Origin of the sequence: Pseudarthrobacter sp. NPDC058119 (assembly GCF_042884655.1) — a bacterium.
Classification (GTDB): domain Bacteria; phylum Actinomycetota; class Actinomycetes; order Actinomycetales; family Micrococcaceae; genus Arthrobacter.
Map to the genome: position 1 here is coordinate 1 of NZ_JBHVTN010000001.1, position 15,764 is coordinate 15,764.

Consider the following 15,764-nt stretch of genomic DNA (forward strand, 5'->3'; position numbering starts at 1 on the left):
GCCGCCGAAGAGGAAGCCTTCCTCAACCCCGGCCAACCCGCCCGCGTCCCCTTCGTCACCCAGCAACTCGAAGGAGCCACCGGCCCCATCGTCGCAGTGTCCGACTACATGAAAGCCGTCCCGGACCAGATCCGGCAATTCATCCCCAACGAATACGCCACCCTCGGCGCCGACGGCTTCGGCTTCTCCGACACCCGCGCAGCAGCACGCCGCTTCTTCAAGAACGACACGCACTCCATCGTGGTCCGTGCCCTTGAAATGCTGGCCCGCCGCGGTGAGGTGGATGTTGACGCCCCGGTGAAGGCGATCGAGAAGTACAAGCTGCTCAACGTCAACGCCGGCACCACCGGCAACGCCGGAGGCGAAGCCTAGCCTTCCGGCTGGACGGATCCAGCAGTAAGCAACGACGGCGGCCCTCACCCCACAAGGTGAGGGCCGCCGTCGTCCTGTCTCCGGCGGACCCTGCCGCGGGACCGCATGTGCTGTGACGCAGGGCAAGGCACGTTGTAGCCTTCGCACAAATGGAGCTTGCGCTGCGGTGGCCGTATGCTCAGAGAATGCCAGCACCAGCCAGCCCGTCCTCGAAGCGGAAACCCTCGCCGCCGAAGGTCACGCCGGAGAAGTCCGAAACCCTTAAGCAGCTCCGCGCCAACGTCGGCCAACTGTCCACCACCACCATGCGCAAGCTCGAGCAGTCGCTCCCCTGGTACAGCCGGCTCAGCGCGGACGAGCGTTCCGCCCTCGGCATGGTCGCGCAGAACGGTATCGCGGCCTTCGTCACCTGGTACGAGCGGCCCAGCTCACCGTCGTGGATCCTGACCGACGTTTTCGGAACGGCGCCCACGGAGCTGACCCGTTCCATCAGCCTGCAAAAAGCGTTGCAGCTGATCAGGATCGTGGTGGAGGTGGTGGAGGACCAGGTTCCCGTCATTGCCCCCGAGGCCGACCAGCCGTCCCTGCGGGAGGCCGTGCTGCGCTATTCGCGGGAAGTCGCCTTCGCTGCCGCGGACGTTTACGCCCGAGCCGCCGAGTCCCGCGGCTCCTGGGACACCCGGCTGGAAGCTTTGATCGTGGATGCCATCCTGCGCGGCGAGAACACCGATGCCCTGCGCTCCCGCATCGCGGCCCTCGGCTGGAAGGCACAGGAGCGCTTCACCGTGATGGTGGGCAATTCGCCGTCGGAACCCAGCGCCAGCTACGTCAGCGAACTGCGCCGGATGGCAGGCCGTTACGCCGAGGACGCGCTGGTCGGAATCCAAGGCGACCGGCTGATCCTCATCCTTGGCGGGGTGCAGGACCGCGAAACCGCCTACGTGAAGCTGAGCGACATGTTCGCCCCCGGGCCCGTGGTCTATGGACCCGAGGCCAGTTCACTGCTGGAGGCCAGCGGCTCGGCCCAGTCCGCCTTTGCCGGCCTCACCGCAGCGCGGGCGTGGCCCTCAGCGCCGCGTCCGGTGGCCGCGGACGACCTGCTGCCCGAGCGGGTGATTTCGGGGGATGACGCCGCCCGGCGTTCCCTGGTGAAGAACATCTACCGGCCGCTCCTGGCAGCCTCCAACGGCCTGGTCGAGACCCTCGGAACCTACCTGGAGCTGGGCCACTCGCTGGAGGCCACGGCCCGGGAACTCTTCGTCCATGCCAACACGGTGCGCTACAGGCTGAAGCGGGTCTGCGACGTCACGGGCTGGGACCCCCTGCTCCCGCGGGAGGCATTCGTGCTGCAGGCAGCGCTGGTGGTGGGCCGGCTTTCCGCCCCGCCCAAGGCCGCCACGGAGCGCCAGGCATCCCGGAACCAGGCCTGAGGCATTGTAGACTTCCTACAATCTGACCCCGTGAGCTTGGTGCGGAGAAACACCGCTGGATCACACAGTAATTTGGAAAGCTGGTTACGTGCTTGCAATAGTCTGCCCTGGACAGGGCTCACAGACCCCGGGTTTTCTTGCCCCTTGGCTGGAACTTCCCTCGGTGGCAGGCCAGCTGGCCTCCCTGAGTGACATCGCAGGCATCGACCTGATAGCCCACGGCACCACCTCCGATGAGGAAACCATCAAGGACACTGCCGTGGCGCAACCCCTGATCGTCGCCGCCGGGCTCGTCGCCGCGGCCTCCCTCTTCGACGTGGAGCTCAACTCCCTCCCTGTCATCCTTGCCGGCCACTCGGTGGGCGAGATCACTGCGGCAGCCCTGGCCGGGGTGCTGACCGCAGAGGAAGCAATGACGTTCGTACGCGAGCGTGCCAACAGCATGGCGGCAGCGGCAGCCGTTACCCCCACCGGCATGAGCGCCGTCGTGGGCGGTGACCCCGCCGAGGTCCTGTCCGCCATCGAGGCGTCCGGCGCGTCCCCGGCCAACGTCAACAGCGCCGGCCAGACGGTGGCCGCGGGCACCTTCGATCAGTTGAAGGCCCTCGCCGAGAACCCGCCCGCCAAGGCCCGGGTTATTCCGCTCAAGGTGGCCGGAGCGTTCCACACCAGCCACATGTCGCCCGCTGTTGATGCGCTCAAGGCGCTGGAGCCCACGTTGAACCCGGTGGCCCCGAAGGTGCCGCTGCTGTCGAATTACGACGGCGGGGAAGTCACCGACGGTGGTGCCGCCGTCGAAAGCCTGATCGCCCAGGTATCCCGCCCCGTCCGATGGGACCTTTGCATGGAAACCATGGTGAAGCGGGGTGTCACCGGCTTGATCGAGCTGGCCCCGGCCGGCACGCTGGCAGGCCTCGCCAAGCGCGGCATGCCGGGCGTCAAGACCGTTGCTGTCAAAACCCCCGATGACCTGTCCGCCGCACTGGCGCTCTTCGCAGAACTGGAGGGCAACGCATGAGCGTTCCCACGCTGAAACAGGCTCCCATCCAGGAGCACACCCGCATCCTCGGCATCGGCGCCTACCGGCCGGACGTCATCGTCACCAACGAGGACGTGTGCCAGTGGATCGATTCCTCGGACGAGTGGATCCGCCAGCGCACCGGCATCGTCACCCGCCACCGCGCCGCAGCCGACGTCAGTGTGATCGACATGGCCGAAGGCGCTGCCCGCGAAGCCATGGCGAAGGCAGGCGTTGAAGCCTCCGAACTCGGTGCAGTCATTGTTTCCACCGTGACCCACCCTTACGCCACTCCGTCCGCCGCGGCCAGCCTGGCCGACCGCATCGGCGCCACCCCGGCCCCTGCCTTTGACATCTCGGCAGCCTGCGCCGGGTACTGCTACGGCATTGCCCAGGCCGACGCCCTTGTCCGGTCCGGCACCGCAAAGTACGTGCTCGTGGTCGGTGCCGAGAAGCTCTCCGACGTCATCGACAACCGGGAACGCACCATCTCCTTCCTCCTCGGTGACGGTGCCGGCGCCGTCATCGTGGGCCCTTCCGACACCCCGGGGATCGCACCGTCCGTGTGGGGCTCGGACGGCAGCAGGTGGGATGCCATCGGCATGACCCGCTCACTTTTGGACGTCCGCGACCTGGGCCTGGCGGCCCGGCAGTCCGACTCCACGGGTGACCTCGCGCTGCTGGAGGAAGCCCAGGAGCTGTACCCCACCCTCCGCCAGGACGGCCAGACGGTCTTCCGCTGGGCAGTGTGGGAAATGGCCAAGGTGGCGCAGCAGGCACTCGATGCCGCAGGTATCCAGGCTGAAGACCTGGTTGCCTTTATCCCACACCAGGCCAACATGCGCATCATCGACGAGATGGTGAAGAAGCTGAAGCTGCCCGAGACGGTTACAGTGGCACGGGACATTGCCGAGGCCGGCAACACGTCCGCTGCCTCCATCCCGCTGGCAACCCACCGTCTCCTGCAGGAGAACCCCGGACTGAGCGGCGGGCTGGCCCTGCAGATCGGTTTCGGTGCCGGACTGGTCTTCGGCGCACAGGTAGTTGTCCTTCCCTAGATACGCCCAAGGGTCGCATCCGCGGCCCGGACCGTTTCCGGCAGCCCCTGCCGGCAATACAAGAAAAGGAGCCACCAATGGCTAGCAACGAAGAGATCCTGGCCGGCTTGGCTGAAATCGTCAACGAAGAAACCGGCCTGGCCCCGGAGGCCGTCGAGCTGGACAAGTCCTTCACCGAGGACCTGGACATCGACTCTATCTCCATGATGACCATCGTGGTCAACGCCGAGGAAAAGTTCGGCGTGCGCATCCCCGACGAAGAGGTCAAGAACCTCAAGACCGTTGGCGACGCCGTCAGCTTCATCGCCGGAGCACAGGCCTAACACCGGTCGTTTCGCCGTCTCACGGCTTGGCAGGGCTGCCGGTCCGGACTGACCGGACCGGCAGCCCGCCGTTTTTATCCGGCGCAGCACCCCGACCGGGACTGGCCGATCATCAATATGTGCGGGACCCTGCGACAGGCGCAGGCGGATTCCCCACCGACGAAAGAGTGATCCCATGACGCGCAAAGTAGTCATTACCGGTCTGGGTGCCACCACACCCATCGGCGGCGATGTACCCACGATGTGGAACAACGCCCTCAAAGGGGTCTCCGGTGCCCGCACCCTCGAGGACGACTGGGTAGCCAAGTACGAGCTCCCCGTCCACTTCGCCGCACGCTGCAGCACCCCTGCGCTGGACGTCCTCAGCCGGGTCGAAGCCAAGCGGATGGACCCGTCCACCCAGTTCGGCGTCATCGCCGCCCGCGAAGCCTGGGCCGACTCCGGTATCACGGAGATCGACCAGGACCGCCTGGCCGTTGCCTTCGCCACCGGCATTGGCGGCGTCTGGACCCTGCTCGATGCCTGGGACACGCTGAAGGAAAAGGGACCCCGCCGGGTCCTGCCCATGACTGTTCCCATGTTGATGCCCAACGGTGTTGCCGCGGCCGTCAGCCTGGACCTGGGCGCCCGCGCCGGTGCGCACACCCCCGTCTCTGCCTGCGCCTCCGGTACGGAAGCCATGCATCTTGGCCTGGAGCTCATCCGGTCCGGCAAGGCCGACGTGGTGATGTGCGGCGGCGCAGAGGCAGCCATCCACCCCATGCCGCTGGCGGCTTTCGCGTCGATGCAGGCGCTCTCCCGCCGCAACGATGATCCCCAGCGGGCCTCCCGCCCCTACGACACCGCCCGCGACGGCTTCGTCATGGGTGAAGGAGCCGGCGCCCTGGTCCTGGAGGCCGAGGAGCACGCCCTCGCCCGCGGCGCACGCATCTACGGCGAACTGGCCGGCACGTCCGTGACCGCCGACGCCTACCACATCACGGCCCCGGACCCCGAGGGCCTCGGTGCTACCCGCGCACTCAAGGCTGCCATGTTTGACGGCCGCATCCAGGCCGAGGACGTGGTGCATGTCAACGCGCACGCCACCTCCACGCCGGTAGGAGACAAGCCCGAGTACACGGCCCTGCGCGCGGCGTTGGGCACGCATGTGGACAACGTGGCCGTCTCGGCCACCAAGTCGCAGATGGGCCACCTCCTGGGCGCTTCCGGCGCGGTCGAGGCGGTCCTGACCGTGCTGGCTGTCCACGAGCGCAAGGCACCGGTGACCATCAACCTGGAGAACCAGGATCCTGAGATCCCGCTCGACGTTGTCACCTCCGCCCGTGACCTGCCTGCCGGCAACATCGTGGCGCTGAGCAACTCGTTTGGTTTCGGCGGACACAACGCCGTGGTGGCCATCCGCAGCATCTAGCCGTGTTCGGGCAGTCAGCCCGGAAACGAAAAGGGAGGCCCCGCCAACAGGCGGGGCCTCCCTTTTGTTGCTATGGAAGTTTTGCGGCGGCCAGGCCACCGCGGGGACGGACGACGGCGGTCAGCCCACCTGGTGGAGCCAGCGCACCGGGGCGCCCTCGGCAGCATGGCGGAACGGTTCGAGTTCCTCGTCCCAGGCCTCGCCGAGGGCGAGGGAGAGTTCGTGGTAGACGGCGGACGGGTCGCCGGCGCCGGACTCGTAGGCGTAGCGGATCCGGTCCTCGGACACCATGATGTTGCCGTGGACGTCGGTGACGGCATGGAAGATCCCCAGTTCCGGCGTGTGCGACCAGCGGCCGCCGTCCACGCCCTGGCTTGGCTCCTCCGTGACCTCATAGCGAAGATGCGCCCAGCCCCGGAGGCAGGACGCCAGTTTGGCTCCCGTGCCGGGGGTTCCGGCCCAGGACAGCTCGGCCCGGAACATGCCGGGCGCGGCAGGCTGCGGGGTCCACTCAAGGTCCGTCCGCTTGTCCACGACGGCACCAACCGCCCACTCGACGTGGGGGCACAGCGCCGTAGGGGCTGAGTGAACGAACAGCACACCGCGGGTCATTGCAACAGACATTCCATCCTCCATAGCTATAGGTACGTCTTCCCCAACGACCTCTGCCTGGATGGAACTGCCGCGCACTGCTCTACGGTGGTGGTTCCTTGTGCGTATTCAGTTGTTTCGAATAAAGCCGCGTCCGGACTTGCCGTGCAGTTCAAAGCTCAGGGAGCTTCAAGCGACACTTGAAAGTTGCCGGACGTGACTCTTATTGTGCCGCACCCCGCAGAATTACGCCAGTGCGATTAGCAACACTGCTCATGCTCTTGGATGCGCCTGCTGATAGCTCTTCCGAAGGCGGTCCACCGAGACGTGGGTGTAGATCTGGGTGGTGGCCAGGCTGCTGTGGCCCAGGATCTCCTGCACCGCCCGAAGATCGGCACCCCCGTCGAGCAGATGTGTGGCAGCCGAGTGCCGCAACGCGTGGGGCCCTGAAGCGGCGGTGTCCCCGAGCGCTTCGAAGAGGTTGTTGACGAGGGCACGGACCTGGCGCTGGTCAACACGTCCACCGCGGGCCCCGAGGAACAGGGCGGGCCCGCTGCCGTCCCTGGCGAGCACGGGGCGCCCCCGCCGGAGCCAGTCGTCGATGGCCACGGCAGCCGGGACCCCGAAGGGTACTGTGCGTTCCTTGTTGCCCTTGCCTATCACCCGGAGCGTCCGGCGGTCCGGGTCAAGGTCATCGATGTCGAGACCGGCGAGTTCTCCCACGCGGATGCCCGTGGCGTAGAGGAGTTCCACCATGGCCCGGTTCCTCACGGCAAGCGGTTCGCCGTCCGCGGCCTGAGTCTCGAGTCGCTCCAGGATGCGGGTGAGCTGCGAGGCCTGGAGCACGCCCGGCAAAGATCCTTCCCGTTTGGGTGCTTTCAGGCGAAGGGCGGGGTCGGCGTCAATGAGTTCTTCCCTGAGCGCCCAGGCCGTGAACACCCGGGCCGTGGCGGACCGGCGCGCCAGGGTGGACCGGGACGCCCCGGCTGAGCTCTGGGTGCCAAGCCAGCGGCGGAAAGTACCCAGTTCCAGGTCCTTCAGTCCTGCCACGCCCTCCGATGCCGCATGGACAAGGAGGCTGTGCAGGTCGCCCAGGTACGCCCGGCTGGTGTGCTCCGACACTGCGCGCTCCCCCGACAGATAGCCGGCGAACGCGTCCAATGCCTTGCCGAGTTCCGCCGGCAGTTGTTCATGTTCCACTCCTCTACTTTCCCAGTTGCGTGGGCCACCCGGGGCCCTGACACGGTTACCCTTTGCCGCGTTTCCAGCCACCCCGCTCCGACACCGCCAATCCCAGCAGCCCCAGCCGGCCAAGTCCTGCCCGGACGGAATCCTGCCCCAGCCCGGCCACGGCCGAGAGCTTTTCCACCGACGTTGTGGAACGGAGCGGCAGCGCGTCCAGCAGGATCAGGTCTTCCAGGGTCAGACCGTCCTGGACTGCGGCTGCCGTCCGTGGTTCAGGCAGTGCCGTACCGCTCGGCGAAGCGAGTTCGGCCACTTCCGCCGCATCGGTGACGCAGACTGCCCCTCCGTCCCGGAGAAGCCGGTGGCAACCGGCGGAGTTTGCGCTGTGGACAGACCCGGGAACAGCGCCGACGGCCCGGCCCAGGGTCTCAGCGTGGTGGGCCGTGTTGAGGGCGCCCGAACGCCAGCGCGCTTCCACCACTACCGTCACCGCGGACAGGGCAGCTATCAGCCGGTTCCGCTGCAGGAAGCGGTAGCGGGTTGGGGCGGAGCCCGGCGGTACCTCTGCCAGGACAGCGCCCTGGTTGGCCACAGCACGCAGCAGTTCTTCGTTTCCGGACGGATAGTACCTGTCCACTCCCCCTGCCATGATGGCGATGGTGGGGACGGCTGCTGATCCACCGGCAAGGGCCGCCCGGTGCGCATGGGCGTCAATTCCGTACGCGCCGCCCGAAACAACGGTATAGCCGCGCTGCGCTAGGGAGTATGCCAAATCACCGGTGACGGCCGCCCCATAACTGGTGCTGTCCCGGGACCCCACGAGGGCGATGGACTCTTCCAGTGCCGGCAGCGGGTGTTCCTCTCCGCGCCACCAAAGGCAGATGGGTTCCTGGATTCCCAGGTCTCCAAGCTGGGCAGGCCACAGCTCATCGCCGGGAATGATCAGGCGTCCGCCCAGCCTGGCCATGGTTGCCACGTCGCGTTCGGGCGCCAGGTCCGGGAGCCGGGGCTGCCAACGCTTCAACGCTGCTGCCAGTCCGGCCCAACCGCCGCCTGCTCCGCTGTCTGCCAGGAGTGCGGTAATGTCACGCTCCAGGCCAGGGCCGGCCGCCACCTGTCCGGTCGCAATCCGCAGCGCGTCCGTCGCCCCTGCAAGCTGCACCAGGGCAAGGCCCGCCGCATCCTGCGGCTCCATCAGCCGGGACAGGGCCGCCCGCGCCAGCCGTTCCTTTTCCATGTCCCGCATCTTTTCCACGGCCCGTTCCTTTTCCACCCGCAGTTCCATTAGTCCGTTCCGTTCCTGGCCGGTTGTCATGCCGCGGCCGCCGTAGCTTGCCGGAGGCCGAGTGCCTGCCCGATGTCGTTGCTGTCGGGCACGTCGCGGCGCCCCAGGTCCGCAAGGGTCCAGGCGAGCCGAAGGACACGGTCGTACCCGCGGGCAGTCAGCACTCCGCGCTCCAGCGAATGGTCCAGGATCCGGGTTGCCGCCGGAGCGAGCCGCAGGTCTCCACGCAGGATCCGCCCGGGCACCTGCGAATTCGTCTCGAGGCCAAAGCGCTGAAGGCGCTCCGCCTGCCGGGAGCGGGCCTCGAGTACCCGGCCCGCCACGGACGCGGTGTCCTCTTCGGCGCCGGACTGACCGAAGTCGGCCAACGAAACCCGCTCCACCTGGAGCTGGATGTCCACCCGGTCCAGCAGGGGCCCGGACATCCTGGCGAGGTAGCGGCGCCGCATAACGGGAGTGCAGGTACAGTCCAGCCCTTTGCCGGCCGCCTTGCCGCACGGGCATGGATTGGCGGCAAGCACGAGCTGGAAGCGGGCCGGGTAGGCCGCGGTTCCGGCAGAGCGGTGAATCACCAGTTCCCCGCTTTCCAAGGGCTGGCGCAGGGCATCCAGGACCCGACGTTCGTATTCCGGCGCCTCGTCAAGGAAGAGCACGCCCCGGTGCGCACGGGATGCCGCGCCGGGTCGTGGCAGGCCCGAACCGCCACCGATGATGGCTGCAGCGGTTGCGGAGTGGTGCGGGTTCTCGAACGGCGGGCGCCTCAGGAGCTGCACGGTGGAGGAGGGCAGGCCGCACAGCGAATGGATGGCGGTGACCTCCATGGATTCGTGGTCGCCGAGGTCGGGCAAAAGCCCTGGCAGCCGTTCGGCCAGCATGGTCTTCCCGGCGCCCGGTGGGCCGGTGAGCAGCAGGTGGTGGGCGCCCGCGGCCGCCACCTCCAGGGCCCGGCGGGCGTCACCCTGGCCGGAGACGTCTGCCATGTCCGGACACGGGCCCGGAAGGGCTGTGCTGTCACCGGAATCCTCGGAATCGTCAGGTTCGAAGTCCAGCGCAAGTTCCTGCGGATCGGCGCCAAAGTCGAGGGCGAGCCGGGCGAGCGTGCGGTAGCCGCGTACGGTCGCACCCGGGACAAGGGAGGCCTCGGCCAGGTTGGCGCGGGCCACCACGACTTCGGGGAAACCGGCCTGCACGGCTGCCATGACGGCCGGCAGGATCCCCCTCACCGGCCGAAGCCTGCCGTCAAGCCCCAGCTCGGCGATGAAGACGGTCTGCCCGGTGGGCTTGATGTCATTCGCGGCCCGCAGCACGGCCATGGTGACGGCAAGGTCGAACCCGGACCCGCGTTTGGGCAGCGACGCCGGAATGAGGTTGGCGGTAATCTTCCGGCGGCTGAGCGGAATCCCGGAGTTCTTCGCCGCAGACCTGATTCGCTCCTTGGCTTCGTTCAGTGACGCATCCGGCAGCCCCAGGATGACAAATGCCGGGAGGGTCTGGCCGATGTCCGCCTCAACCTCAACCATGTAGCCGTTGAGCCCCACGAGGGCCACTGAATAGGTCCGGCCCAGTGCCATCACCCCACCCCCTTGAGGTGCTCCACCAGGGGTTCCCCGCCGCCGTCGTCCAGGACCGCGACGACGTCCACGCGCCGCAGCGGCATCCGCAGCTCACGGTCCCGGCACCATGCGGCACCCAGCCGGTGCAGCCGTGCAAGTTTTTCCGGGCCCACCGCCTCAAAAGGGTGGCCGTAGTCCAGGGAGCGGCGTGTTTTGACTTCGGCGATGACCAGCGCATCACCGTCCAGGGCAACGATGTCGATCTCACCCTCGGGGCACCGCCAGTTCCGCTCCACCACCAGCATGCCCAGCGCTTCAAGATAGCCCACGGCGAGGTCTTCGCCGCGCCGGCCCAATAGATCTTTGGATCTCATGTCCACCTCCGCAACCAGCCTGGCGGCGGACACAAGCGGAAAACAGAAGGCCCCCGTCCTATGTGGACAGGGGCCGGTGTGGAGGGGAAGTTGGGCTTTAGCAGGTGCCTAGTTGCCCAGGTCCACGTCCTTGGGCAGTGCGAGCTCCTCGTTGCGGGGCAGCTCCTCGACGTTGACGTCCTTGAAGGTCAGGACCCTGACACTCTTCACGAAGCGGGCGGAACGATAGACATCCCAGACCCAGGCGTCCTGGAGGGTCAGGTCGAAGTAGACCTCGCCGTCGGCACTGCGGGCCTGGAGGTCCACATGGTTGGCCAGGTAGAAGCGCCGCTCGGTCTCGACAACGTAGCTGAACAGGCCGACGACGTCGCGGTACTCACGGTAGAGCTGAAGCTCCATGTCGGTTTCATAGTTCTCAAGATCCTCAGCACTCATGCTTCCATCTTGCACCATGACCGGCATGCCTGGCGGCAGGAGTCAGTCTTCGTCCGGCGCTTCGCCATCCATGGCTTCGGCTGCCTGGAGCTCCCCACCCAGCAGCCGCCAGCTGACACGGTGGTAGGGGGTAGGTCCGGCGGCGCGGAGGACGTTCCTGTGGGCGGCCGTGGCGTAGCCCTTGTTGATGTCCCAGCCGTAATCCGGGTATTCGGTGTGCAGCCGGCGCATCATCCCGTCCCGCTCCACCTTAGCGATGACGCTGGCGGCGGCCACGCTGAGGCACTGCATGTCGGCCTTGACCTTGGTATGGACCGGGGCCTCGCAGGAGGCCCCGGGGACGGGCTGGTCGAACAGGGACAGTTGCTCTGCCGGCGACAGCCAGTTGTGGCTTCCATCGAGCAGCACAGCTTCCGGGACAACGCCCGCATCGAGGATGCTGCCCCAGGCACGGGTTCCGGCCAGCCTCAGGGCCGCGATGATGCCAAGCGAATCGATTTCACCGGCGGTTGCGTGCCCCACCGCGGAGGCCACGCTCCAGCGCCGCACCAGGGGATCGAGCCGTTCCCGCTCGGCCGGGCTCAGCAGCTTGCTGTCGCGCACACCGGCCAGCGGCTTCTGCCGTTCAAGGTCCACGACGGCGATTCCCACGCTTACAGGTCCCGCCAGCGCGCCGCGGCCGACCTCGTCAACCCCGGCCAGGAACCGGATTCCCTGGGCTTTGAAGGTGCGCTCATGCCGCAGCGTTGGCATTTTCGTTCTCCCGGCCGCAGGCTTGCGGGCCGGACGCGCCGAAGTGGTTGGGGAGGCCTGTACTGCGGAGGACATGGTCAGCGGGCCGCCGGAACGCTCTTGAAGACGTCCGGGTAGTTGTCCAGCGTCTTGATCCTGTTCAGCGGCCACGCGATCACGGCAGCCTTGCCCTCGAGGTCCTTTAGGTCAACGAAGCCGCCGTCGGTCTCCATGTGCGCGCGGGAGTCGGCGGAATGGTTCCGGTTATCACCCATCACCCATACCTTGCCCTCCGGGACGGTGACGTCGAAGTTGCGGACCTGCGGGACTTCGGCGGGGTTGATGTATGTCTCGTCGATGGCAGTGCCGTTAATGGTCAGTTTACCGCCGGTGTCGCAGCAGACCACGTGGTCGCCCGGCAGCCCGATGACCCGCTTGACGAGGTGCTGCTCCGAGTTGTCCGGCAGGAGCCCAACGAACGTCAAGCCGTCCTGGACCCAGGTGAAGGGGCCCTGTGCCTTGGCAGGGGCCGGCGGCAACCAGCCTTTGGTGTCACGGAAGACGACGACGTCGCCGCGGCTCAGGGCAAAGGGCTCGGGAACCAGGAGGTTGACGAAGATTCTGTCATCGACGTCCAGGGTGTTCACCATGGATTCGGACGGGATGAAGAAGGCGCGGAAAAGGAAGGTCTTGATGAGGAAGGACAGCACCACCGCGATGACAACCACGGTGGCAATTTCCTTCAGCCAGCCCAGGAAGGGATTCCCAGCGGACTTGCCGGCGGCTTTGGACCCAGCCCGGCTCCGCCTGCCGGCGGGTGCTTCCGGCTCGGTGCCGTCGCCTGGCGCGGACGAAGAAACTGGAACGGCCGGTTCCTCGGAAGCGCCGTCATGGCGCGGTTCAGGGTTCCGCGCGTGGTTCTCGGGCATTTACCGTCCGTTCTCTGTTGTGGGCCCCGGTGCGGGCGGCCGTGCTACTGGGGCAAATCTATCAAGCGGCCAGAGGATCTGGACCGGCCTGCCGATCACCCGGTCAAGCGGAACCAGTCCACCTCCGGGAGCGCCGAGCAGGCTGCGTGAATCGGCGGAGACCGACCGGTGGTCCCCCATCAGCCACAGCCTGCCCTCGGGAACCACCGTGTTGAACTTCTGCGTACTCGGCGCATCCCCGGGGAAGACATAGGGCTCATCCAGCGCCGTCCCGTTGACCGTGACTTTCCCGCCGGCATCACAGCAGACCACGGTGTCTCCGGGAAGGCCGATCACCCGTTTGACGTATGTTGTGTCGCTGCCGGCCAGACCGATCCATTGCATCGCGGAGGCGGCGGCGTCCACCAGCGGGCCATTGCCGCTGTTCAGGGGCGCGAAGCTGCCGCGACCGTCGAACACCACAACGTCGCCATGCCGGATGGGTTCGTCGCGGAAGTCCGTACGCGATACGAGGATCCGGTCGCCGCCTTCCAGGAGTGGCTCCATGGACTCCGAGGGAATGAAGTAGACGTCGAGCCAGAGGGACCTGACTAAGCCGCTGATGGCGACGGCGAGGAGCAGGGCCAGAAAGACAAAACGCCAGCCCATTTTGCGGGGCTGGCGTTTTGTCTGGTGCATGGTCCGTATCCTGGCGCTGGTGCATTGCTCCGGCGCTTGCCGGGTACGGCCGCGCTCCAGCTGGCGGTAAGTCCGGGAGGACTTACTTTGCGGTGCTGAAGTCGCGCTTTTCCTTGATCTTGGCGGCCTTGCCACGCAGCGCACGCATGTAGTACAGCTTGGCGCGGCGGACGTCACCCTTGGTGACAACCTCGATCTTTTCGATGATCGGGGAGTGCACCGGGAAGGTACGCTCCACGCCGACACCGAAGGAAACCTTGCGGACCGTGAAGGTTTCGCGAACGCCGTCACCCTGGCGGCCCAGGACGAAGCCCTGGAAGACCTGGACACGGGTGTTCTTGCCTTCGATGATGTTCACGTGCACCTTGAGGGTGTCGCCCGCGCGGAACTCGGGAACATCGTTGCGCAGCGAGGCTGCGTCGAGGGAATCGAGAATATGCATGATTGCACTCCTGGTGAACGCCACAGGTCATTCACTTTGGGTCACGGCAGGCAAGTCCGGCTGCTGCACAGCAGGCCGGGGGCTCACCGCCGAAGTAAAGTCCCGGCCGCTTCAAGGGTTGAGGGGGCCGGTTGTCAAGCTGTTGGCCGCGCTACCCCCTGTGGCAGGTGCGGACCCAGCAGACACAAGGGTTAATTTTGCCACAGCGGCAGGGTTACGCCAATTCGGCGGCCGCTAGTCCCGGCGTTCGGCCGCCGCCGCCGGGCGGCGGGCAAGCTTGCCGTCCACGACGTCGTAGCCCAGGCTGTGCAGTTCGGTGCGGTCCGCGCGCGGGAGCTTCCCGGCGTCGAACCCTTCAAGGAGGTCCGGCCGGCGCTCCGCCGTCCGTCGGTACTGTTCGTGGCGGCGCCACTGCGCGATCTTTCCGTGGTTGCCGCTGAGGAGTACCGGGGGCACCTCCCGGTCCCGCCACACGGAGGGCTTGGTGTAAACCGGATATTCGAGGAGCCCGTCGGAGTGGGATTCTTCCACCAGCGACTCGGGATTGCCCACCACACCCGGCAGCAGGCGGCCGATGGCCTCCACCATGGCCAGGACGGCGACTTCGCCGCCGTTGAGCACGTAGTCGCCCAGGCTCACGGGCCGGACCGTGAAGTGCTCCTGTGCCCATTCGATGACCCGCTCGTCAATGCCCTCGTACCGCCCGCACGCAAATGCCAGGTGCTGTTCCTCGGCCAGATCGTAGGCGAGGGCTTGGGTGAACCGCTCCCCCGCGGGCGAAGGAACAATCAACACGGGCTTGCGGTCCCCATCCGGGCCCCCTTCGGCCACGGCGGAAAGCGCCTGCGCCCACGGCTCCGGCTTCATGACCATCCCGGCGCCGCCACCGTACGGGGTGTCATCGACGGAACGGTGCTTGTCCGTGGCGAAGCTGCGCAGGTCGTGGACGTGCAGGTCCAGAATGCCGTCCTGCCGGGCCTTGCCGATCAGCGAAAGTTCAAGCGGGGCAAGGTATTCGGGAAAGATGCTGACGACGTCGATCCGCATCTAGTCCCTGCCTTCCGTTTCCGGGGCGGCGGCTTCGTCCGAGTTCAGTTCGAAGAGGCCGTCAGGCGGGGTGAGGAGGATGAAGCCTTCACCGGGGTTGACCTCGGGCACGATCTGCTCCACGAACGGGATCAGGACTTCCTCGCCGGCCGGGGTGGTGACCACCAGGAGGTCCTGGACCGGCATGGTGTTCAGTGCCGTCACCTTGCCCACCACCTGCGGGCCTACCCGGGCCTCCAGGCCGACCAGCTCGTGCTCGTACCAGCCTTCGTCGTCGTCCTCCTCCAGCTCTTCGGTCTCGATGAAGAGCTTGGCGCCGCGAAGGGTCTCGGCCCGGTTGCGGTCCGCCACTTCCTCGAAGCCAAGGAGGAGGATGTCCTTGTTCCAGCGCGCACTGCTCACGGTCAGCGGACCGGAGGCAGCGGGCTCGACCACGAATTCCGTTCCGGGGACAAACCTGTCCTCCGGGGCGTCGGTCAGCACCTGGACGGTGACTTCCCCGCGAATGCCGTGCGGCTTGCCAATCCGTGCCACCTGAAGCTGCATCTGTTCCTCTGTTCCGGTTGTGGTGCTAGTGGAGCTTTGTGCTGGGAAAGAACTCCGGCCCCTCCACCTGGTGGTGGAGGGGCCGGAGCAAAACTGGATATTGCCGAGCGCTCAGCGGCGGCGGTCGGTGTCGACGACGTCGACCCTTACCGGTTCGCCGCCGGCCAGTGCTGCCACCACGGTGCGCAGTGCGCGTGCCGTGCGGCCCTGGCGGCCGATCACCCGTCCGAGGTCGTCCTGGTGAACGCGCACCTCGAGGGTGTCCCCGCGGCGGTTGCTCTTCGAACTGACCTTGACGTCGTCCGGGGAATCAACGATCCCGCGGACCAGGTGCTCCAGCGCTTCTGCCAGCAAT

Annotated in this window: 18 protein-coding genes and 1 pseudogene; 6 read left to right on the plus strand and 13 right to left on the minus strand. The window is 66.9% G+C overall.

Annotated elements, in window-relative coordinates; all coding sequences use genetic code 11:
- From ACFVTD_RS00005 to fabF, 6 genes and pseudogenes are all read left to right on the plus strand, one after another.
- Positions 1-372 (plus strand): annotated as a pseudogene (locus ACFVTD_RS00005) (pyruvate dehydrogenase (acetyl-transferring), homodimeric type); the annotation flags it as partial.
- 185 nt (positions 373-557) lie between these two features.
- Positions 558-1,802, plus strand: a complete 1,245-nt coding sequence (locus tag ACFVTD_RS00010) for a PucR family transcriptional regulator (protein ID WP_387556465.1) — start codon at positions 558-560, stop codon at positions 1,800-1,802.
- A gap of 88 nt (positions 1,803-1,890) precedes the next feature.
- The gene (locus tag ACFVTD_RS00015; protein ID WP_387556467.1) at positions 1,891-2,820 is read left to right on the plus strand and encodes an ACP S-malonyltransferase; all 930 of its coding nucleotides are present in this window, start codon (positions 1,891-1,893) and stop codon (positions 2,818-2,820) included.
- Positions 2,817-3,878, plus strand: coding sequence for a beta-ketoacyl-ACP synthase III (locus ACFVTD_RS00020; protein WP_387556469.1), 1,062 nt, complete (start codon positions 2,817-2,819; stop codon positions 3,876-3,878). The genes ACFVTD_RS00015 and ACFVTD_RS00020 overlap by 4 nt, the downstream gene beginning before the upstream one ends.
- Positions 3,879-3,955: 77 nt before the next feature.
- Complete coding sequence (locus tag ACFVTD_RS00025; RefSeq protein WP_009359314.1) at positions 3,956-4,201, plus strand: acyl carrier protein; 246 nt, start codon at positions 3,956-3,958, stop codon at positions 4,199-4,201.
- A 175-nt stretch (positions 4,202-4,376) separates the two neighbouring features.
- Positions 4,377-5,612, plus strand: a complete 1,236-nt coding sequence (gene fabF, locus ACFVTD_RS00030) for a beta-ketoacyl-ACP synthase II (protein WP_387556471.1) — start codon at positions 4,377-4,379, stop codon at positions 5,610-5,612.
- Between the two features lie 120 nt (positions 5,613-5,732).
- On the opposite strand, the gene ACFVTD_RS00035 is transcribed toward fabF, so the two are convergent.
- The 13 genes from ACFVTD_RS00035 to ACFVTD_RS00095 all read right to left on the minus strand — a co-directional run bounded on the left by ACFVTD_RS00035 (position 5,733) and on the right by ACFVTD_RS00095 (position 15,763).
- On the minus strand, positions 5,733-6,236 hold the full coding sequence (locus tag ACFVTD_RS00035; protein ID WP_387556473.1) for a DUF3145 domain-containing protein: 504 nt from the start codon (positions 6,234-6,236) through the stop codon (positions 5,733-5,735).
- A 240-nt stretch (positions 6,237-6,476) separates the two neighbouring features.
- Positions 6,477-7,403, minus strand: a complete 927-nt coding sequence (locus ACFVTD_RS00040) for a tyrosine recombinase XerC (protein WP_387556475.1) — start codon at positions 7,401-7,403, stop codon at positions 6,477-6,479.
- Positions 7,404-7,449: 46 nt separating this feature from the next.
- Positions 7,450-8,625: a DNA-processing protein DprA gene (dprA, locus tag ACFVTD_RS00045; RefSeq protein ID WP_387558882.1), complete on the minus strand. Its 1,176-nt coding sequence runs from the start codon at positions 8,623-8,625 to the stop codon at positions 7,450-7,452.
- 74 nt (positions 8,626-8,699) lie between these two features.
- Positions 8,700-10,244, minus strand: coding sequence for a YifB family Mg chelatase-like AAA ATPase (locus ACFVTD_RS00050; RefSeq protein WP_387556477.1), 1,545 nt, complete (start codon positions 10,242-10,244; stop codon positions 8,700-8,702).
- Positions 10,244-10,600, minus strand: coding sequence for a YraN family protein (locus ACFVTD_RS00055; protein ID WP_387556479.1), 357 nt, complete (start codon positions 10,598-10,600; stop codon positions 10,244-10,246). The genes ACFVTD_RS00050 and ACFVTD_RS00055 overlap by 1 nt, the downstream gene beginning before the upstream one ends.
- Before the next feature lie 108 nt (positions 10,601-10,708).
- Positions 10,709-11,035 carry a DUF2469 domain-containing protein gene (locus tag ACFVTD_RS00060; RefSeq protein ID WP_056335405.1) on the minus strand — a complete coding sequence of 109 codons (327 nt, stop codon included), beginning with the start codon at positions 11,033-11,035 and terminating at the stop codon, positions 10,709-10,711.
- 42 nt (positions 11,036-11,077) lie between these two features.
- Entirely contained in the window at positions 11,078-11,788 is a 711-nt protein-coding gene (locus ACFVTD_RS00065; protein WP_387556481.1) for a ribonuclease HII, read from the minus strand.
- 77 nt (positions 11,789-11,865) lie between these two features.
- Positions 11,866-12,696 (minus strand): signal peptidase I, encoded by an 831-nt coding sequence (lepB, locus tag ACFVTD_RS00070; protein ID WP_387556483.1) that lies wholly within the window; start codon positions 12,694-12,696, stop codon positions 11,866-11,868.
- Positions 12,697-13,374, minus strand: coding sequence for a signal peptidase I (gene lepB / locus ACFVTD_RS00075; RefSeq protein ID WP_387556485.1), 678 nt, complete (start codon positions 13,372-13,374; stop codon positions 12,697-12,699). It abuts the gene before it with no gap.
- Positions 13,375-13,456: 82 nt separating this feature from the next.
- The gene (gene rplS / locus ACFVTD_RS00080) at positions 13,457-13,816 is read right to left on the minus strand and encodes a 50S ribosomal protein L19 (protein WP_387556487.1); all 360 of its coding nucleotides are present in this window, start codon (positions 13,814-13,816) and stop codon (positions 13,457-13,459) included.
- Between the two features lie 234 nt (positions 13,817-14,050).
- On the minus strand, positions 14,051-14,863 hold the full coding sequence (gene trmD, locus ACFVTD_RS00085) for a tRNA (guanosine(37)-N1)-methyltransferase TrmD (protein WP_387556489.1): 813 nt from the start codon (positions 14,861-14,863) through the stop codon (positions 14,051-14,053).
- Complete coding sequence (rimM, locus tag ACFVTD_RS00090) at positions 14,864-15,409, minus strand: ribosome maturation factor RimM (RefSeq protein ID WP_387556491.1); 546 nt, start codon at positions 15,407-15,409, stop codon at positions 14,864-14,866.
- Positions 15,410-15,520: 111 nt separating this feature from the next.
- Positions 15,521-15,763, minus strand: coding sequence for an RNA-binding protein (locus ACFVTD_RS00095; RefSeq protein WP_013601399.1), 243 nt, complete (start codon positions 15,761-15,763; stop codon positions 15,521-15,523).
- Position 15,764: the final 1 nt, after the last annotated feature.